Source organism: Methylophaga sp. OBS1, assembly GCF_026319365.1.
Genome location: NZ_JAPDMS010000001.1, coordinates 961,104 through 981,044 on the forward strand (window position 1 = coordinate 961,104; position 19,941 = coordinate 981,044).

The window sequence follows — 19,941 nt, forward strand, 5'->3', positions numbered from 1 at the left end:
AGTCATTCATGCCATTATCCAGAACCTTAACAACGATGTTTTCGCTGGCCCTGATAGTGGGGACAAACCAGACGCTGGCTGACGGCATCGGCCTGCAGGCCGATCCCAGCTGGCCTAAACCCATTCATGATGATATGGCCTATGGCCTGCTCCTGTTCGACCGTTTCGAAATACAAAGTATCGAGGGCAAAGAACAACTGCTCTGGGATGCGCAGGCCTGGTATGGCAAGGATTTGAATCGCTTCTGGCTGGAAACGGAAGGCAAATATGATGATGAGCACAGTGGTGAAATAGAAAATCTCGACTTACAGTACAGCCGTCGAATCAGTCCTTTCTGGGACCTGCAAACCGGTATCGGTACCCAGACCAGTTTCGGCGCCGGTGACAAGCACGAGCGTTACTACGGCATCATTGGTTTTCAGGGACTGGCACCTTACTGGTTCGAAATCGACACTAATCTTCGTCTCAGTGATGAAGGTGACACCTGGCTTGATCTGGAAGCAGAATATAACTGGCGCCTGACACAAAAGCTGATCCTGCAGGCGAGGGGAGAGACCAGTTTTGCTTTTTCCGACGCAGAGGAATTCGAGCAGGCAGAAGGACTGACAGGCATCACCGCCGGGCTACGCTTGCGTTATCACCTGAGTCGTGAGTTTGCCCCCTACATCGGCGTTACAGCCACACAATTATTTGGTGACACCAGAGATCTGGCTGAGAGTGAAGGCGGTGAAGACAGCACAACAAGCTTTGTTGCCGGGGTACGGTTCTGGTTCTGATTTATCTCGATTAAAAGCCGGTCATCACAGGCAGAAAAATGACGCTGGTCATGAATTAAATCCTGTATATTAGCAATACGCAGATGACTGCGGTTTCCTTCAGAGAACTTGGATGTATCTCCAGCAACAGAGATTGTTAACTCATCACATAGCTGCCCGGCTGTGGATCCTGAGTTTTGCCTTTTTGATGGCTTTATTGCCGGTTGCTGCCTATTTCAACTCGGCCAATAATCATTCTGACACGGGCCTTGTATCCCATCTCGATACTCAGATAGCACTGCATGATAATGGTCTGAGGCTGGGGCTTAAAACAGAGCAGTCCGGGCAGTCGTCCGTGGATATTGACCCACCGGACTGGCAGGCGCTGGTTTCTGTCTGGCTTTCACTTTTCTATTTTCATTCATCACTGTCTTCACTGACTCGGCATTTATCTGCTAAAGCCAGTGCCAGTCGTTTTCTTCGCCCCCATCTAAGAGCACCACCTCTGCGCTAATCCCGAAATCCATGGCGCCGCCAGATTCTACTGGCTTCGCACATATTCACTCTATTTTGAGGATTAGCATGAAATCTTTATCTATGCGGGCCATTGTTTATGGCCTATTAATCGTGCTCGGTTTAATGAGCGCGCTCCCCAATCTTTTGCCTGATAGAATCGCCGGTGAATTACCGGCCTGGTACAGCAAGAACAGTGTGGCTCTGGGACTCGATCTTCAGGGCGGTTCCCATCTTTTGCTGGAAGCGGACAGTCAGGCACTTATCAACGAGCAATACCAGTCAGTCGCCGATGAACTGACCGATCGACTTCGTGAAGCGGGTATCTATTACAAGCAACCTGTCATTACACCTGACGGTCTGGATTTAACATTAAGAAGTCAGGACTCCGTACAGCAAGCTCAGGCCATTGCCGAATCTTTAGCCCGTGACAGTCAAACCGGTAGCCGACGTTTTAATGTTAAAAACCAGCTTACTGGTATTCAAGTCACTCTAGACAAAGGCTGGACTGAAGCCGTGTTGGCTGATGCCGTTGAGCGTAGTCTGGAAGTGGTCAGGAAGCGTCTGGATGAGAGCGGTCTGGTCGATCCCAGTATTACCCGTCAAGGCGATGCTGGCATCCTGGTTCAAATGCCCGGGGTCGCCGATCCCACTGAGATTCGTCAGCTGCTCGGCACCACAGCCAAGATGAGCTTTCATTGGGATGCTCAGGGTGGCGTGGAAGAGGGCACCCTGTCTCTTCCGGCACAGGACGGCCAACAACAGTTCAGACTGGAAAAACGGATTGCAATGGAAGGCCAGCATATCCGTGATGCGCAGGCCAGCTTTAATCCGGACAGTGGTGAACCGGTGGTGACTTTCAAACTCGATAATGAGGGCGCCAAACTGTTTGGCAAGATGACGCGTGACAATATCGGTCGGCCACTTGCTATCGTACTTGATGACAAAGTCATTACTGCGCCGGTCATTCGAAATGAAATTGCTGCCGGTAGTGGCGAAATCAGCGGAAGCTTCACTACTCAGGAAGCAGCCGAATTGGCCTTGCTGCTTCGCGCCGGCGCTTTGCCGGTGCCACTCCTGGTAATGGAAGAGCGTAGTGTCGGCCCCGATCTCGGCAGTGATGCCATTGCCATGGGGCTGGCCACCGGTCTATTTGGCGCGGCCCTGGTTATTTTATTCATGATGAGTATTTACGGCCGCTGGGGCTTCATCGCCTGCGTCAGTCTTGCTATCAATATGGGGCTGGTGTTTGGCATATTGAGTCTGCTGGGTGCCACCTTAACCCTGCCGGGCATTGCCGGCATCATTCTGACCCTGGGGATGGCGGTTGATGCCAATATTCTGATTAACGAGCGGATCCGCGAGGAATCCAGAAATGGTAAATCAGCCTGGAAAGCCCTTCATCAAGGCTTTGACAAAGCTTACACCACAATTCTAGATTCTAACCTGACGACGCTGATTGCGGTCAGTCTGCTGTTCATGTTTGGCAGCGGGCCGGTACAGGGATTTGCGGTGACGATTGGTATCGGTCTGTTGACCTCGATGTTTACCGCGATTGCCGTCACCCGTTTGTTGATGGAGTGGTCAATCAAAGGCCGTGAGAAAAAACCTCTGGAGATTAATGGTTTTGCTTTGCTTGATAAACTGAGCAGCCGCTCGCTGGATTTCCTGCGGGGACGGTTTGTGGGGCTCACTGTATCGGCTTTATTGTCGCTCGCTGCCATTATGCTGTTTTTTCAGCCGGGTTTGAAATACGGTGTTGATTTTACCGGTGGCACGCTGGTTGAAGTTCACGCCAGTCAGCTTTCAGTGGAAGACTTACGCGCTACGCTGCAAAACCATGCTATGGCGCAGGCCTCGATTCAGGAGTCGGCAGAGCTGGGTGAGCTTCTGGTCCGATTGCCGGCCGAAAATCAGGCCCCGGCAGCGACAGCGGCACAAGTCGATGCCTTGAAAACAGCGGTTCAGAGCGTGCAGCCTGATGCTGCGTTTCCCAAAGTGGATATGGTCGGACCCAAGGTCAGCAGCGGCTTTGCCGATGATACGATTCTGGCCATTTTGCTGGCTGGATTCGGCATGCTGGCTTATCTGGCGATTCGCTTTGAATCGCATTTTGCCATTGCGGCAACGCTAACGATTGCGCTGGATTTAACCAAAACCATTGGCTTTTTTGCCCTGACCGGGGTGGAGTTTAATCTGACAGCAGTCGCGGCCTTGCTTGCTTTGATTGGTTATTCGGTCAACGACAAGGTGGTGGTGTTCGATCGCATCCGGGAGAATCTGCGTGCCAACCCGGATAAGCCAATGATGACGCTGATGAACGAATCCATTTCATCCACGCTGACAAGGACGGTATTCACCTCAGTCACGACTTTCTTGGCTTTATTACCGATGGGGATCGCCGGCGGTTCGGCGGTGGCCAGTTTTGCCTTGCCGATGTTATTTGGCATCGTGATTGGTACCAGTTCATCGGTCTTTATTGCTGCGCCAATCCTGTATTTTCTGGGACAGCGTCGTAAGCAGAAAGGGCTGCCTCAGTTGCGTCCAACTGCAGAGGAGATGCAGCAGCGATTGGCTGAAATCCCTTAAATTAGCTAATCAAGAGGAACCGGACTTTGTCCGGTTCCACTAGCTATCTGCTCTGGGTGCGATCAGAATTGGGGTATAGCGATACAGGAAAATGCCGTAAGCCAGACTCCAGAATGCCATGCTCAGCCACCAGGCCCAGAGACTGAGCGAGGGCGCTAATATCACCAGCCCGACACGCGTTAATGCGGCCAGCAGTACCAATCCCAGCGCCAGCCTGATCACCGGCACAGCAGTTATAGGCCGGCCGGTATGACCCAGCGAAACGCGGGATATCATACTCAGAATCAGTCCGCCCATCGCGCCCACAGTGAGTGCGTGTAAAGCGGTGCTCAAGCTGATTGCCAGGCCGGCATGGTGACAGGCAATTAAAAACAGACCCAGTGGGATAAACCAGTAACTCAGATGCAGTGACCATAACAGGGCATGTCTGAAAGTCGATAAGGGCCGCCAGAGGGCGCAGCGGGCAGCGATAAAGAGTGCTGTAATCGCAAACAATACTGCCAGCAGACTGTCAGCCAGATAAGCCTGTAACTGGAAAATGTAAATCGCAACCAGAGCCCATAAAAGACCAAGACCGGCTTTATCCAGCACCTCGATCCGTGATCTCGGGGGAATCTGGGTGGTATTACCGGTAAACATCGGAATCACCCGGCCACCGATGACTGTCATTAACAGGGTAATCAGTAAAATCACACTGTGCAGCGACTGAGTCGCTACCTGGAAATGACCGGCTGCAACAGCGAAATGAAATACCAGATTATCCGCAGTCAGTAACAACAACGCGCCAACGGCAAAATAGTTACGACGCTGCTGCTTTTTAATTAAAAGTCGCGCTAACAGCCAGGCAGCAATCAGCAAAAAGCTGCTGTCAACGACAATAATCAGCCACCACGGCAACATTGCGGCGAACCAGATCGTAAATCGGCCCAGTAACCATAAGCTAATCAATAAAATGAGGACTTTGCCATGAGCAGAGCGCAGGCCGGTCCAGTTCTGTACCGCTGTCAGCAGGAAACCGACGAGTATGGCCGCTACAAAACCAAACAGCATTTCATGACCATGCCAGAGTTGGCTGTATCCATGGTATGCATGACTTACCCAGCCATGCAGGTTCGCTCCCCAGAGCCATAATGCAATCATGCTGAACGTTGCGCCAAGCAGGAAAAAAGGTCTGAAAGCCAGATCCAGCAGCGCATGTTGTGATTCTTTATTTGTCATTGCTTCAACCCGGTGAAAGCGTGGCTCCGGGCAGGTTGCTGATAGCTACCGTGCCCGGAGAAAGCCATTAATCGCGCCAGTAATCATTGGCGATAGCGATAGTCTTGAATTCAATTGCCACCAGCTCAGCAGCGTTCATCAACAGTGCCGGATCTTCAGCGTATTTCGCTCTGACCCGGTGCTTGGCAGCGCTGTCTGTCTGAATGGTGCCGATAGTTTTGCGTACTATCTTGATCGCAAGCTGACGACCTTCATAGGGGGTGTCGGTAATCAGTGAAGGCATATAGTCGTCACTGGCTTTCATCTCTTCAGCACTCGCGGTGACTGGCAACCAAAAAGCCATTAACAGAGGAAACAGATAAATTATTGATTTCATGGTACTATCTCCTTATGTTCGCAAACCAACTGTTCGCAGCCTAACGTTATGCTGGATAAATATGCATGTCAAGTACCTCTTTAAGTAGCCCTGGCACGCCGGGCCCGAAATTAGCAGAGCAAGTCTGCTATGCGTTGTATTCAACCAGCGGGATTGTTACGCAGGCTTATGCTCAGTTGCTCAAGCCACATCAGCTCACCTATTCACAGTTTGTGGTGTTGATGGGGCTATGGCAGGGAGAGGGTGTTTCAGTCACCGAACTGGGCGCTAACATCGGGCTGAGCAAAGCCACTTTAACGCCCATGCTGAGAAGCCTCGAAAACCATGGTTATCTTCAACGCAAAAGGGTGCCCGGCAATGAACGAACGATGGCCATCACACTGAGCCGGCAAGGTCGTGAGTTTGCCCTCAAGGCTGAAGCTATAGCTCAGCAGGCATTGTGTGCCACAGGGCTGTCATCAGCCGAAGCATCGCAACTGATTGCGCTATGCAACAAAATTAAAAGCAAACTGGGTAAGTAAATAGCTAAAAGACAGGGGAGAGCAAACTCCCCCCTGAATAAAGGCAATGATTTCAATGTGGCCGTTGTCTGAGTTCCTCGCATGCCTGCTCTCTGGTAATCAACGCAGACATATCCCGCAGAATATTGGATGAGACTTCAATCAGGTCATCCATACTCAATATCCCACAGAGGCTCCCATCTGAGGCAACAACCGGCGCCCGCCTTACCCCGCGCCGACTCATTTCTTTCATGGTATCCGCGATATCCGCATTGTCTCTCACCGTCATCAGGTCATCGCTCATACAATCACCTACTGTGATGGCGCTTAGGTCGGCATCATCGGCGACTAAATTAATGACGATATCGCGATCAGTCAGGATACCCAAAGGTCTGTTCTGACCGTTTTCCTTACTGACAACAATCACATCACCGACGTGATGTATTTTCATCTGTCTGGCGGCTTCCTGAACTTTCTCATTTTTTTCCAACATGGCTACTTTGTGCTGACAAACATCCAGAATATTCATGGTGAACACCTCTCTGTTGTTTGATAAGACGAGTTTCGTCTGACGAGCTTACAAAGAGTCCGAACGATACATTACAAGCCAACAAATTTTTCGGGACAATTCTGGCTAAGGCTCAGCCAGGGCAGGATGTTGCTTTCTCTGCTGACCTTAATCCAGTCATACGTCTCTTTGAAAGCAGATTTTGTGAACATGGCGCGTGTATGAGTGTCTTAGTATGTAAACGCCACAAACCAACCGTAACAAATAAAAGCGACTCATCCAAATCATCTGTGTTTGCAGTCTGATTTTGAGTTCCCTGCACAAAACAGGGTGTTGGGTGAAATAGCGGTTTCAGAGAAAGGAGGCAAAAATGAAAGCCATCATTCTCAGTGCTGATCACTTTGAAGACAGCGAGGTGACCGAGCCGCTCAAGCAACTGGAGCAGGCCGGTGTTGAATATGATATCGCCTCACTGCAAACCGGCATTATTAAAGGCAAGAAGGGCACTGAAGTAGTTGCCGGGATGACACTCAATGAAGTCAATACGGCTGATTATGCACTGTTACTATTACCCGGCGGTGAGGCTCCGGCTAACTTGAGAAAGTCAGAACGGGCGCTGGATATCGCCAAACATTTCTTCGCCGAAAGCAAGCTTGTCGCTGCAATTTGTCACGGGCCACAGATTCTGGTCACAGCTGACTTGTTGAAGGGGCGCAAGGCGACTTGTGTTGAAAAAATTGCCAATGAATTGATAGATGCAGGGGCGGAATATCTTGATGCCCCCGTGGTGATTGATGAGAACCTGATAACATCAAGGCACCCCGGTGACCTGGATGCTTTCAACAAAGCAATACTGACTAAACTACAACCGGTCAACAGCTGATTCGTCATGACAAACCCAAGCACAATCAAACTGAAGAGAGTCTATGACAAGTCGGCCAAGTCAGATGGTGTCAGGCTGCTTGCTGACCGTCTCTGGCCGCGTGGCATTAAAAAGACCGAGCTGGACTATGACGACTGGATTAAAGCTTTATGTCCACCCAACGATCTAAGAAAAGCCTGGCATCAGGATGAAATCAGTGATGCCCAGTTCAAAAGGCAATATATCCAGTCACTCCAGTCAGCGCCTGAGGCAATGGCAGCAGTCGCTCAATTAGCAGAAAAAAAGCCGATTACCTTGCTCTCTGTGGTCAAAGACCTTGAGCAATCGCATCTGCCGATACTGAAACAGGCCATCATAAACGCGATGAAATAGCACTTGCTTATAGCTCGTAAAACAATAGAAGCCACTGAGGGGTGATGGTTATCTATACAGGTTCACACCACATAAAGCCTTACCCATCAAGCGGGCGTTCCGCCCTGAGGTCATCCTGGATCAGGTGAATATGATGAATGCGACAATACAACAACTCCAGCAGGACGCGTCCTATATCAGCATCGCTCAAAGATATCCTCATATTGCGAAAAAGCTGGTGATATTCTGGGGCAGTGAATTCTGTGAACCCTACCTTGACTCACTGTTTACAGAGACCCGCAACAACACCCGCAGCGGCTTTCCTCCAGACGATATGATGGCGCTATTGAAATTACGTTTGTTGCATGAAACGCTGTTCAAGTTCGAACGCAAACAGGATGTTTGGACCTTTCCTCATTGAGCGCCTAGTTGAATAACATCAGCTTGAACTGATTCTGGTCAGTAGACCTTGACAGCATAGAGGCAACATAGAACACTCTGTCTGGTACATTTAGCAGCATGACAACCTCAACGGAGAGGTAGAGGTGCAGGACCGATAAAGCCTCCGCTGCTTCGAAAACAGGTCAGGTTGTTAAATGAAAATGCTATTGCTGTTGCTGTCGCTCTGTTCTTTGTCGCTGTCTACAGGCAGCAGTGCGGTCTTGGCAGCACAAGCGTCTAATCAAATCCTTCTCACCGAAGCTGAACAAGCCTGGCTCAAACAGAACCCTGAAGTCACTGTGGCCGTCAGCCATGGTTGGGCACCAGTCGAATTTCTCGATAAGGATCACCAGTTCAAAGGTATTTCTGTTGATTATCTTAAACAGATCGAACAGAAACTACCTATCCACTTTCGTTTTGTCCGATCTGCCGAAGATCCCGACAACGAAACGGCAGACATGCTGTCAGCGGTAGCTGCGCCGGATAAACTCAATGAGTCTCACTACTCAGTGATTGACACACCTTTCCTGGCGATGCCTTTCGTTATTTTCACGAGGGAAGAAAACAGCATTATCCATGACATAGATGACCTCAATCATAAAAAAGTGGCGGTTTTCCAGGACGGTGCCGCCGCGCGTGCTCTCGAAAAATATCACCCTCAAATTGAGTTATATCGGGTGGATATCGCTGATGAGGCACTTGTAGCGTTAAATGCCGGTCAGGTTGACGCATATATCGGTAACCTGGTGGTCATCAACTATGTCGCCAGAAATCTGGGCTTTGCGAACGTCAAAATAGCCGCTGATACGCCTTATGGCACAAACCTCTACATGGCAGTCAAAGATAGTATGCCGATGCTGCAGGCGATTTTGACTAAAGGGCTCAACGCGATCACCGAGCAGGAGCGAAACGTCATCTCAAGAAACTGGGTTGCCGTCACCTATGAACACAAAACGGACCTGACATTACTGATCAGCATCGCCGGATCGGCGGCCTGTTTGATTTTGATCTTCGCGCTTTGGAGCTGGAAACTGTCCAGTGAAATCCGTTGGCGTAAGGAGATTGAGGCTGAACTCAAGCTTTCCAGGGAAAAAGCAGAATCAGCCAACAAAACGAAATCGCGCTTCCTGGCCAATATGAGCCACGAGCTCAGAACACCGCTCAATGCTGTTACGGGGTACAGCCAGCTCATTGAGAGTAATCCGCAAGGGCACTGGGAAGATAAGAAATATGCCGCTGAAATTTTGAAATCAGGAAAGCACTTACTATATTTAATCAATGAATTACTGGATCTATCTAAAGTCGAATCTGGAAAGGTGTCATTGCAGATCAAAGCCGTGGATCTGAATGAAACTGTTGAAGAAAGTCTTCTTTTGATAGCCCAGGCAGCCAAAGAAAAACAAATTCATCTGAAGCATCACAATCAGCACCCCGTTATCGCCCTCGCTGATCAAAGCAGACTGAAGCAGGTGCTGTTGAACCTGCTCAGCAATGCCATTAAATATAACCAGGCTGGCGGTCACGTCTCGGTTGAGGTCACTTCGAATGACGGTCATGCCGTTATTCTGATTGCTGATAGTGGACGGGGGATTGCTGAAGAACACCTGGAATTGTTGTTTGAACCATTTGAGCGGCTCGAAGCAGAAAATAGCCATGTCGAGGGAACCGGTATTGGTCTCACGATATCCCGTCAACTTATTGAGCTGATGCGCGGTTCTATCTCGGTTGAGAGCCAGCTGGGGACAGGCAGCCTGTTTGAGGTAAGGCTCCCAATTATCTGATTATTCAGTATTTATTTTCCTATCTCGGGATTCAATTTGACAGCCTAACTCATCTTATTGGGTAATAACTGATTGAATTATTAGATAATAATAATTATCATTTACAGTGCTTTGCGTTTCTTAGTAACCCGTTCAGGCACATACCGCATTCATGAGTGATTCTTCCGTTTATTCTCTTGCCAGCTTTGTGGAGCTGTATTACCAGGAGTTGTTGATGCACATCAGACAGCGAACTGGTTCTCACAGTCTGGCTGAAGAGGTATTACAGGAGACGTGGATCCGTGCTAATTCAAATAACAAATTAATCCCCGACAATCCCCGCGCCTATCTCTATCGTATGGCCAACAATTTAGCCATTGACCTGATACGTCGTGAGACTAATAAAAACGCCTATTCCCCCCCGGACAACCCGGTAGACAGCAGCGATGAGAGTCAGCAGATCTCTTTGGTGCCGTCACCGGAAGAGTCGGTTATCTCCAGACAGGAGTTATCAATTCTGCAAACCGCGATTGAAGAACTCCCTGAAAAATGTAGAGAAGTATTTCTTCTCTATCGTGGGGAAGGGCTAACGATGCGGCAAATCGCATCCAGTCTCAGCATTTCAGCCAAAACGGTTGAAAAGCATATTGCCCGTGCCATGCTGCATTGCCGCAAGCGTTTGCAAGAGGCGGGCCGCCAGATCTGATTTATAATTGCTGATTGTTTTCTTACACCCCGTCTATTACACGACAAACTAGAGCCTCAAGGCTGAGTGGGGGAAAACCACTCAACATATCGTCTTAATTTTATGAACAATGAGATTATTCTACTCACATATCAAAGCGTAAAGGCAGTGAGACAGCATGGATGACCCAAACCGGACTGGCTGGAACGCAATACCAGACGAAATACTGGAACAGGCTGCAGTTTGGCATGCTAATCTGAGGGAATATGATCCTGAATCGTCTCAGGCCAAGCAGACCCTGCAGCAGTTTGAAATCTGGTTAGCCGCCGATCCAAAACATCAACAGGCTTTTGATGAAATTGTTTTGCTTTGGGGGCTACTGGATTTACCCGTCAAAGCTTTCGACTCAGAAGCGATTTTGCAATCGTCCGGTAGTCTGCTACAGACAGACCGGCCACGTCACGATCACCAGCAGAAATCGACACGGTTTGTCCACTTTGCCATTGCTGCCTGTCTGATGCTGTTTATGGTCAGCGGTCTGGGTTGGCAGCTTGGCTGGATAACTCAATGGCGTAGTGATTACGTGACGATTGTGGGAGAAAAGCTGCCAGTGAGTCTCGTCGACGGCAGTGAAGTCACTTTAAACTCGGAAACCGCCCTGTCCATCGACTTTTCTGACCGTGAACGGCGTGTTGAGCTGTTTGAAGGTGAGGCCTGGTTTAATGTCAGTCATGACAGAAACCGCCCTTTTATTATTCAAACACCTCACGGTGAGGTTAAGGTCACCGGCACTCAATTTAATCTTCGGCTTGATCGACGAGGAACCACAGTGAGTCTCACAGAGGGCAGTGTGCGGCTAAATACCGATACTGACTCAGCTGCCCTTCATGCCGGTCAGCAAGCCAACCTGGCGAACAGTCGAATTAGTGCCCCCAAAGAATTTGATCAAACTGCGGTCACAGCCTGGCGTCGTGATCAGTTCGTGTTCTATAACGCTGCGCTTGTTGATGTCGTTGATCAGCTCAACCGCCATCGTCAGGGTCATATCATCATTACCAGTAAAGCGCTGAACTCACTCAAAGTCAGTGGTGTTTTTTCCACCAAAGCACCTGACGAAGCACTGGCGTTGATACTGGAAACGCTACCGGTTCAACAAACCCGGGTCAGTGACTATCTGGTTTTTTTACATTTGTAACTTCTTTCCCAGATAAAAATAAATAAAAACAGTTACTTGATATATTTTTTGCTACAAAAGTAAATTTTTTAACATTTTGAGTGGGGGAAAGTTCAGAATCAACTCGTCTTAGATGTATTTGGTAATCAATCGTATTAGCAACTACAAGAGAAGCATCTATGACTTACACTGAACATTTCCTGAGAAATTCCAAACGTCGTGTTCTTGCCGCGGCCATCACAGTGGCATTATCGCCAATGGCGCAAGTTGTTGCAGCCGAGACCGCACCCAATCCGGACAGCAGTAGTCAGAGATTACAAACCTGGGATTTAAATATTCCGGCAAAACCTTTACCCCAGGCTATCGCCGATCTCTCAGCGCAAACCGGTATCCAGGTACTCTACACAGAACAAAGTGCGTTTGATCAACAAAGCCAGGTATTGAACGGCAGTTATACCCTGCAAGCTGCTTTGGATCAGTTACTGGCAGGCAGCGGCCTGACAGCAAGGTTTACCGCTGATAATGCCGTTACGGTTGAAAAGGCAGCATCTACTCGGAATCCAGATAATTATGCATTACCTGCGATCCAGGTTCAGGAAACGCACCTCGGCCTCAACACAGAGGCTACTGATTCTTATGCTACTGGTGCCGTCAGCCTTGGAAAGGGTGTTGAAGATTTGCGGGAGATCCCGCAATCGGTCAGTGTGATTACCAGTCAATTAATTAAGGATAAAAATCTGTTAACGCTGAAAGACGCAATGCAAAATACTACGGGTGTCAGCGTTAAGACTTATGGTACTGGTACCGCCAACTATATTATGCGGGGTTTTGAGATCAACACCATCAATATTGACGGTATTGAAAGTTCAGCTACTGGTACAGGGACACATGGGCATGGTGCGCCTGATCTGGCCGCGTATGAACGTGTTGAAGTTTTACGTGGCCCAGCAGGGCTACTACAAGGCTCGGGGGAGCCGGGTGGTTTTATCAACCTGGTTCGTAAACGCGCGCTGGCTGAGCACAAGGTGGCTTTTCGTGGCTCTGCTAATTCCTGGCCCGGTTACCGCACTGATCTGGATGTGACGGGATCTTTAAACGATGCCGGCACATTGCGGGGGCGTGCTGTCGCTGCCTATGAAGATGGTGACTCACATATTGACGACGTCGAGATGGAGAAAAAAGTGTTCTATGGCACGCTGGAACTGGACCTGAGCAGTGACACTACAATCTCCGTTGGTGCCAGCTTGGAAGATACCGATGACACACCTTATGTGGGGGTGCCTTTGTACGCTGATGGTTCGTTTGCCCCCATCTCTCGCGATTTATATACCGGTACCAGCTTTAACTACAAAGAAAGTCGCCTGCGTCGGCAGTTTGTTGAGCTTGAGCATCGCTTTGATTCCGGTGCTGAAGCCGTGGTGACAATGAATCACTCTGATCGTGATATGAAATATTTGCTCAACTACACCACCTCGCCAATTGATCCGGTCACAGGTAATGTTGATCGCTGGTCGCTGTCGGCAGATCAGGAACTGGCAGAGAACAGTTTTGATGCTCATATCAACTTGCCCGTCAACATCCTGGGCATGAAACACAAAGTACTGCTGGGCGCTAACGGAAGCCATTCAGAAAACAATAACAAAGGCTACATGCGTGACGTGGCCTATCCATCCATCAATGTGTTTGATCCGGGCTCAGTCAGCAATCCAGTGCCTAACCTGGTACCAGCCTACTCACGGGGTAAAACGGATACCCGTGAGCGGGGGCTTTACTTCAAAACCACTTCCAATCTGACCGAAGCAACCAAGTTGATTTTGGGGGGGCGAGTTACCGATTGGAAAACCGATGCTATGGGGTCGGTGTCCGAGTTTGATAATGAATTCACACCATACGGTGGCCTGGTTTATGATTTGAATGACACGACCACGCTGTATGTCAGTGCGGCCGAATCCTTCGTCCCGCAAACCAATCTGGATGCCAATGAAAAACTGCTCGACCCGAGAACCGGCACCCAGTATGAGATCGGTATGAAAGGCATCCTTAATAACGGCGCTGCCAACTACCAAATGGCCGTGTTCGAGTTGACTGATAAGAACCGTGCTATCAATGACCCCAATAACCCGACTTTTTCTATTGCCGGCGGCAAGGTTCGCGCCCGTGGTTTTGAAGCCGAGATTTCCGGCAGCCTGTTTGACAAGCTGGACGTTTTGGCCGGCTATGCCTATACCGATACCGAGCAACTCGAAGCCGCTGATCCGGATGCAGAAGGCAATATCTTTAATCCCGATGCGCCGGAACACAGCCTGAGACTGTGGGGTAAATATAACTTTAACCAGCAGTGGGCTGCGGGTCTGGGCGCCGAGTACAACAGCGGTACCTTCTATGAGTCAGGCAATGTTAAATGGGAGCAGGGCGGTTACACAACGTTGTCTGCGATGGTGGCTTACCAACTCAGTAATGACAGCCGTTTCATTCTAAATGGCACTAACTTGACTGATAAACGCTATTACAGCCGGGTGTCTGGACCTACCCGTCAAAGTTATTTCGGTGAGCCATTGAAAGTTACCCTGACTTTTGAAACGCAATTCTGAGAGCACTTGCCAATACAGCGCTTCCGGCACTACCCGGAAGCGCTAATCTATAAACCATACTCAAATCAATCCCATGAGCATATGGCAGGCATTGCTATGACGCTGGCCGCTACTTTATACGTCATCTGCTCAGCTGTATTACTGGTAACTTAGACATCAGTTATATCATTGACGGTGTCGATATCCCGATAAATACCCTCGTCAGGGCTGTTGATAAGCAAGATTTGGCCGGCATAGACAGACAGAATGTCTCGTGCGCCCTTATCACCGTTTAAAGCCAGTAGTTGCGGCAAAAATGCAGCCGCAAAGCCGACCGGGTGACCACGACGACCGTTATATTCAGGCTGGGTTATCGCCGCGCCTTCTTGTAGAAGTGCTTGTGACTCTGCAATCACAGGGGATTGAATAAAAGGCATATCAGCCAGTCCAACCAGCCAGCCATCGGCCTGCTGATTGGCTTTGATGCCCCTGACCAGTGAGGCGGCCATCCCCTTGTGCGCATTCTCGGCGGTTATCAGTGTTAAGCGGGATGAAAATGGTGACTGACTAAGCAGATTGAGCAGGGCGGTATTATCAGCCCGGATAACCACATTGACTTGAGGAAACACTTCAAGCCAGGGATTTAAAGCATGCAAAATCAGTGGCTTGGCCTCACTCTGATAAGACATGACATGAAGCAGCTTATCACTGCCAAAGCGGCGTGATTGACCGGCTGCCAGCAGAATAGGGCAGATGGATCGTGCTGTCATTCAACCGTTACTGACTGCACGGACAACGGGTTGCTGCTGTGATTGCTGGCTTTTGCGTCTCAGCTTAATCAGCTGTGCCAGGATGGAAACGGCAATCTCAGCCGGGGTTTTGCTGCCGATATCCAGGCCCACCGGACCATGCAGGCGGTCAATCTGTTCTGGCGTCAGATCAAACATGGCCAGTCGTTCCCGACGTTTGGCATTGGTACGGCTGGAACCTAAAGCACCAATAAAAAACGCCTCTGATTTCAGTGCTTCCAGTAAAGCCATGTCGTCGAGCTTGGGATCATGGGTCAGGGTAATAATGGCGGTATGCTGATCCGGTGCGATTTTGACCACTGCGTCATCGGGCATCATCGGCAGTAACTCGCCATCTTCAGCCAACCAGGTTTGTTGCATGTCCTCACGTGGCTCGGCAACCAGCACCTGGTAATCCAGTGCCGAGGCCATTTTGGCTAAATAACCGGAAGTTTCACCGGCACCGATCACCAACAGGCGGGCACGTGGACCATAGCTGAAAGTCAGCTCTGTAGCTTTTTCCTGAACCAGATGTTCACTGTCTGCCAGCTCAATAAAGCTTTTTGCCTGAACGAGATCAAGCCGGCGCTGAATAGTCCGGCGCTGTTCAATCGTTTCCAGCACTTGTTTCACCCAGCTGATGTCTGTCACTTTCTCCAAAGAAAGGCGCAAAGTGCCGCCGCAGGGGAGACGAAACCGGTCACGTTCCTCAACCGATTCACCATAAGTCAACAGCCTCAGTTTTGTTCCGGCCAGTTCTCCCGACAGAACCTTGTCTTTGAGATCTTCTTCTATGCAGCCACCCGAGACTGAGCCGATAAGGGCGCCATCCTGCCGGATGGCGCACATCGCACCGGGTTGTCTGGGGCTGGAGCCATAGGTTTTTATCACCGTGCTCAGCCAGACAACGTGACCAGCTTCGTGCCAACTTAGTACCTGCCGCAAAACCGTGATATCGGTGCTTTGCATCTAGGCCTCCAGTTGATAACGGATGGGCAGGTTACGGATGCGCTTCTTGGTCGCGTTGAAAATGGCATTACACAAGGCCGGCGCAATTGGTGGCATGCCGGGTTCACCAACACCGCCAAGCGGCTGGTTGTAATCTTTGGCTGGTACAAAGTGGACATTGATTCTGCCCGGTGCGCCATCCATTCGGGTGACCTGGTAACCATCAAAGTTATCCTGTTCTGCCACACCGTCCTTGAAGCTGATTTCTCCCAGCATGGCAAAGCTGATCCCCATCACACAGGCACCCTCCAGCTGTGAACGGATACGCTCAGGATTCACCTGCGGCCCGCAGTCGATAGCAATATCGACCTGGGGTATCGTGACTTCACCGTCATCATTGACCTCAACCTCGACCACAGCGGCGACATAGGAAACAAAGCTGTAGTGAGCAGCCAGACCCTGACCTTTACCGGACGGTAATGACTTGCCCCAACTGGCTTTGTCTGTGACAAGCTCAACAACCCGGCGCAGGCGACCCGTGTCGATGGGGTAAATCTCCGGTGACTGACCATAATTCCAATCATCCTGTAGGGTGCGCGGGTCAATCTGACGATCATCACCAATCAGTTCCAGCAGCAGTTCCTTGTGATCACGTTGCTGTTGATGCGCCATTTCTGCGATAAACGATTGCACGGCAAAGGCATGAGGCAGATTGGAGACCGAACGGAACCAGCCAATTCGGGTATGGTTTTTAGCAGCTGGGTTTTCCAGCTGAATATTAGGAATGGCATAAGGGATATTCACCACGCCCATACCGATTTCGATCGGCATTTGATGCTCAGAGCTGGCATCAAAAGTCGATGAGATCGAAGGCGCGACGGTACGATGCAACCAGGCCTGGGTTTTACCGTTCTCATCAAATGCGGCTTCCAGGTGTTCGTAAGACACCGTGTGATAGTAGGCATGCTGGATATCGTCTTCACGTGTCCAGACCAGTTTGACCGGTTTGCCATCCATCGCTTTGGAGGTCAGGGCCGCCTCAACCAGATAGTCAGGCTTGGATTTACGTCCGAAACCGCCGCCAAGCAAGGTGACATTCACGGTGACCTGTTCTGGTTTGAGTTCCAGCCACTTGGCCACGGTATCCACGCTGGCCTGGGGGTTTTGTGTCGAAGCCCAAAGCTCACAGGCATTGCCCTTGAAATGGGCTGTCGCTACAGGCGGCTCCATCGGTGCCTGTGCCAGGTGCGGAATGTAGTAGCCGGCACTGAGGGTCGATTCAGCATTTTCCAGTGTCTTGTATGCATCACCGAGCTGTCTCAGGACTTTGCCACCTTTTTGTTTGGCTGACTGTTCCAGCGTTTGACGAAAAGCCTTTGAGTCATAGTCGCTGTTCGGGCCTTTGTTCCACTCGATCTTGAGTTTTTTACGGCCTTCCATCGCTGCCCAGGTATTCTCGGCAACCACGACCACCCCACCCAACGGGTTGAATACCGCAGGCGGCGGGGAAGAGGGCAGAGTCAGCGTTTTAATCACGCCCGGGACTTTCAATGCTTCACTATCATCAAAGGATTTTAGCGTGTCGCCATAAGCGGGCGGATGAGCAACGACGGCATAGACCATGTCATTGAGGCGAACATCCATGCCATATTCGGCTTGGCCGGTGGCGATGGCGTGACCGTCGATATTCTTACTGCTGTTTTTGCCGATGTAGCGAAAATCTTCAGCTGATTTATATTGCAGACTGGAGCGTTCCGGCACGTCTAACTGGGCAGCTGCCTGAGCCAGTTCGCCATAGCCCATTTTGCGGCCTGAAGGCGGGTGGATCACTTCATGATTCAGCGCTTTCACTTCTGAGACCGGTACTGCCATCATCGCCGCCGCTGCTGTTTCCAGCATCATGCGGGCGGCTGAGCCCACATTGCGCATCGGCATGAAGAAGTGGCGAACACTGCGGGATCCATCGGTGTTCTGATTGCCATATTTTTGCTCATGACCCGGCGCCTGAACGACTTTGACCCGCTCCCAGTCAGCCTCCATTTCATCGGCCACCACCATAGGCAGGCTGGTACGTACCCCCTGACCCATTTCTGCACGGTGGGCAACGATGGTGACAGTGCCGTCCTCAGCAATCGACACGAACACTAGTGGATTATCAACCCAGCCGTTAGGCATGGCATCTCGGCCATATTTGGGCTTTTCTTCTTCGGCGGACAGCCCCGGCAGACCGACGGCCAATACCAGACCACTCAGCGCAAAACCTTTGACAAAACCGCGGCGGCTGATGTTAACGATGTTATCCTTCATGACCGGCCCCCAGTTTGTTGGCTGCCTGTTTGATGGCATCACGAATGCGGGTATAGGTGCCGCAGCGACAGATATTGCCGCTCATGGCGTTGTTGATATCCTCATCACTGGGTTTGGGATTGGTGTTGAGCAGCGCGGTGGCAGAAACTATCTGACCGGACTGACAGTAACCACATTGGGGCACATTCTTTTCCAGCCAGGCAGCCTGAATGGCGCGACCCGCGGGTTGCTCAGAGATTGCCTCAATCGTAGTCAGTTTTTTGTTTTCGGCCTGTTTGATCGGGGTCACACAGGAGCGGATGGGCTGACCATCAAGCATCACAGTGCAGGCGCCGCACAGTGACTGCCCGCAACCGAATTTGGTGCCGGTCATGCCTAAAACATCACGAAGCGCCCACAGGATGGGCATATCCTCAGGCACATCAACCTGATGGACCTGCTCATTGATAGTGATTTTCATACACAATCCCTTAAATTTGAAAACGCGTTTGATTTTTTATTGTGTTAACTGGCTGTCAGGTGTGACCGGGCATCTTTGCTGGGCGGCACCCCGAATAAACGACTGTACTCACGGCTGAATTGAGACACGCTGGAATAGCCGACATGCATGCAGGCGGTGCTGACATCCATCATTCTTGTCAGCATGATTTGCTTGGCTTCGTGCAGTCGCAACTCTTTCTGAAACTGCAGTGGCGTCATGCGCGTGACATTTTTGAAGTGGGTGTGAAACGCAGACACACTCATATTGCTGAGCGTGGCCAGTTCCTCCACTTTCATCGGTTCTTTAAAATGTTCGCGGATCCAGCTGATGGCTTTGGATATTCTTTGCAGACTGGAATCGGTGGACGCAATCTGTGCCACCAGGGTACCGATATCACTACGCAGCAGTCGGATGAAGATTTCATCGATAATCAGTGGCTGCAGAAACTCGGCATCTTCAGGTTGTGCCAGCAGCTCAAGCAGACGAGTGCCGGCTTCGACAATCTTCGGATTAGCCTTACCGATAAACAAAGCTCGTGGATGCTGCACCCGGGGCACTCCGTGGGGGAAAGCTTTTAAAGTGAGCTCGGCCAGCTTCTGCGGTTCAATATCGACAATCAGACATAGATAAGGCTCGGCTTCACTGGCTCTTAAAATTTTGGCCGAGACCGGCACCTCGGTGGAGTAGACCGCCATTCGGGAGTTATCGTAGTCGTAAACATCCTGTCCGATCAGGACCCGCTTGGCACCCTGCGCAATAATGCACATGCCCGGATTGGTCACCGCCCGGGTCGGGTTGGTGTCGGTATTGGCGGTGCGGAGCAGGTGCACGCCGGGCAGTGGCAGATCAAACAGACCGTCATGCGGTGCATAGCGACTGATGAGTTTAGCCAGTGCCGCACGGGCATCAGCACTGTCATCGCTGCTGGCAGCGTGCGCTTCTTTGTGGTTTAATTCAGTCATGGTCAACCTACCGCTGTGGCCGTGATAGCATGGAAATTATCAATCTTTAATTCTAGAGACTGACAGCTTGTCTGACTTGCCTGAAGCTACAGCCTTGTTGACTGATTCTCCAGTAAACCCGTCCGATATGAA

At 50.4% G+C, this 19,941-nt stretch carries 19 protein-coding genes; 11 read left to right on the forward strand and 8 right to left on the reverse strand.

Translation table 11 applies throughout. The features are described from left to right. Positions 1–8 precede the first annotated feature (8 nt). The 3 genes from OMQ46_RS04645 (at position 9) to secD (ending at position 3,857) form a co-directional block, all read left to right on the forward strand. Positions 9–776, forward strand: coding sequence for a copper resistance protein B (locus OMQ46_RS04645; RefSeq protein WP_266235430.1), 768 nt, complete (start codon positions 9–11; stop codon positions 774–776). 112 nt (positions 777–888) lie between these two features. After that, positions 889–1,269, forward strand: coding sequence for a hypothetical protein (locus tag OMQ46_RS04650; protein ID WP_266235428.1), 381 nt, complete (start codon positions 889–891; stop codon positions 1,267–1,269). Between the two features lie 68 nt (positions 1,270–1,337). Further along, complete coding sequence (gene secD, locus OMQ46_RS04655) at positions 1,338–3,857, forward strand: protein translocase subunit SecD (protein ID WP_266235426.1); 2,520 nt, start codon at positions 1,338–1,340, stop codon at positions 3,855–3,857. 39 nt (positions 3,858–3,896) lie between these two features. Here secD and OMQ46_RS04660 read toward each other — a convergent pair whose 3' ends face one another. Then, the gene (locus tag OMQ46_RS04660; protein ID WP_266235424.1) at positions 3,897–5,075 is read right to left on the reverse strand and encodes an NnrS family protein; all 1,179 of its coding nucleotides are present in this window, start codon (positions 5,073–5,075) and stop codon (positions 3,897–3,899) included. Between the two features lie 67 nt (positions 5,076–5,142). Next, positions 5,143–5,451: a hexameric tyrosine-coordinated heme protein gene (locus OMQ46_RS04665; RefSeq protein WP_266235422.1), complete on the reverse strand. Its 309-nt coding sequence runs from the start codon at positions 5,449–5,451 to the stop codon at positions 5,143–5,145. Between the two features lie 65 nt (positions 5,452–5,516). Here OMQ46_RS04665 and OMQ46_RS04670 point away from each other — a divergent pair, with 65 nt between their 5' ends. Further along, positions 5,517–5,972 carry a MarR family winged helix-turn-helix transcriptional regulator gene (locus OMQ46_RS04670; protein ID WP_266235421.1) on the forward strand — a complete coding sequence of 152 codons (456 nt, stop codon included), beginning with the start codon at positions 5,517–5,519 and terminating at the stop codon, positions 5,970–5,972. Positions 5,973–6,024: 52 nt separating this feature from the next. Here OMQ46_RS04670 and OMQ46_RS04675 read toward each other — a convergent pair whose 3' ends face one another. Further along, a complete protein-coding gene (locus OMQ46_RS04675) occupies positions 6,025–6,480 on the reverse strand; it encodes a CBS domain-containing protein (protein WP_266235419.1) in 456 nt (151 codons plus the stop codon). A 349-nt stretch (positions 6,481–6,829) separates the two neighbouring features. Here OMQ46_RS04675 and OMQ46_RS04680 point away from each other — a divergent pair, with 349 nt between their 5' ends. From OMQ46_RS04680 to OMQ46_RS04710, 7 genes are all read left to right on the forward strand, one after another. Then, positions 6,830–7,342: a type 1 glutamine amidotransferase domain-containing protein gene (locus OMQ46_RS04680; RefSeq protein WP_266235417.1), complete on the forward strand. Its 513-nt coding sequence runs from the start codon at positions 6,830–6,832 to the stop codon at positions 7,340–7,342. Between the two features lie 6 nt (positions 7,343–7,348). Beyond that, positions 7,349–7,714, forward strand: coding sequence for a DUF488 domain-containing protein (locus tag OMQ46_RS04685; RefSeq protein WP_266235416.1), 366 nt, complete (start codon positions 7,349–7,351; stop codon positions 7,712–7,714). 130 nt (positions 7,715–7,844) lie between these two features. Then, positions 7,845–8,114: a hypothetical protein gene (locus OMQ46_RS04690; RefSeq protein WP_266235414.1), complete on the forward strand. Its 270-nt coding sequence runs from the start codon at positions 7,845–7,847 to the stop codon at positions 8,112–8,114. A gap of 175 nt (positions 8,115–8,289) precedes the next feature. Next, positions 8,290–9,915, forward strand: a complete 1,626-nt coding sequence (locus tag OMQ46_RS04695; RefSeq protein WP_266235413.1) for an ATP-binding protein — start codon at positions 8,290–8,292, stop codon at positions 9,913–9,915. A gap of 151 nt (positions 9,916–10,066) precedes the next feature. Continuing rightward, complete coding sequence (locus tag OMQ46_RS04700; RefSeq protein ID WP_266235412.1) at positions 10,067–10,600, forward strand: RNA polymerase sigma factor; 534 nt, start codon at positions 10,067–10,069, stop codon at positions 10,598–10,600. Positions 10,601–10,757: 157 nt separating this feature from the next. Next, entirely contained in the window at positions 10,758–11,774 is a 1,017-nt protein-coding gene (locus OMQ46_RS04705) for a FecR family protein (protein ID WP_266235411.1), read from the forward strand. Positions 11,775–11,932: 158 nt separating this feature from the next. After that, complete coding sequence (locus tag OMQ46_RS04710) at positions 11,933–14,344, forward strand: TonB-dependent siderophore receptor (protein WP_266235410.1); 2,412 nt, start codon at positions 11,933–11,935, stop codon at positions 14,342–14,344. Positions 14,345–14,493: 149 nt separating this feature from the next. Here OMQ46_RS04710 and OMQ46_RS04715 read toward each other — a convergent pair whose 3' ends face one another. From OMQ46_RS04715 to OMQ46_RS04735, 5 genes are read right to left on the reverse strand one after another with little or no spacing between them, the layout of a single operon-like run. Further along, the gene (locus OMQ46_RS04715) at positions 14,494–15,093 is read right to left on the reverse strand and encodes a nucleotidyltransferase family protein (RefSeq protein ID WP_266235408.1); all 600 of its coding nucleotides are present in this window, start codon (positions 15,091–15,093) and stop codon (positions 14,494–14,496) included. Further along, the gene (locus OMQ46_RS04720; protein WP_266235877.1) at positions 15,094–16,080 is read right to left on the reverse strand and encodes an XdhC family protein; all 987 of its coding nucleotides are present in this window, start codon (positions 16,078–16,080) and stop codon (positions 15,094–15,096) included. It abuts the gene before it with no gap. After that, entirely contained in the window at positions 16,081–18,366 is a 2,286-nt protein-coding gene (locus tag OMQ46_RS04725) for a xanthine dehydrogenase family protein molybdopterin-binding subunit (RefSeq protein ID WP_266235405.1), read from the reverse strand. Beyond that, positions 18,356–18,826, reverse strand: coding sequence for a (2Fe-2S)-binding protein (locus OMQ46_RS04730; protein WP_266235403.1), 471 nt, complete (start codon positions 18,824–18,826; stop codon positions 18,356–18,358). Before OMQ46_RS04730 ends, OMQ46_RS04725 begins: the two co-directional genes overlap by 11 nt. Positions 18,827–18,870: 44 nt before the next feature. Next, positions 18,871–19,809, reverse strand: coding sequence for an AraC family transcriptional regulator (locus OMQ46_RS04735; protein ID WP_266235402.1), 939 nt, complete (start codon positions 19,807–19,809; stop codon positions 18,871–18,873). Positions 19,810–19,941: the final 132 nt, after the last annotated feature.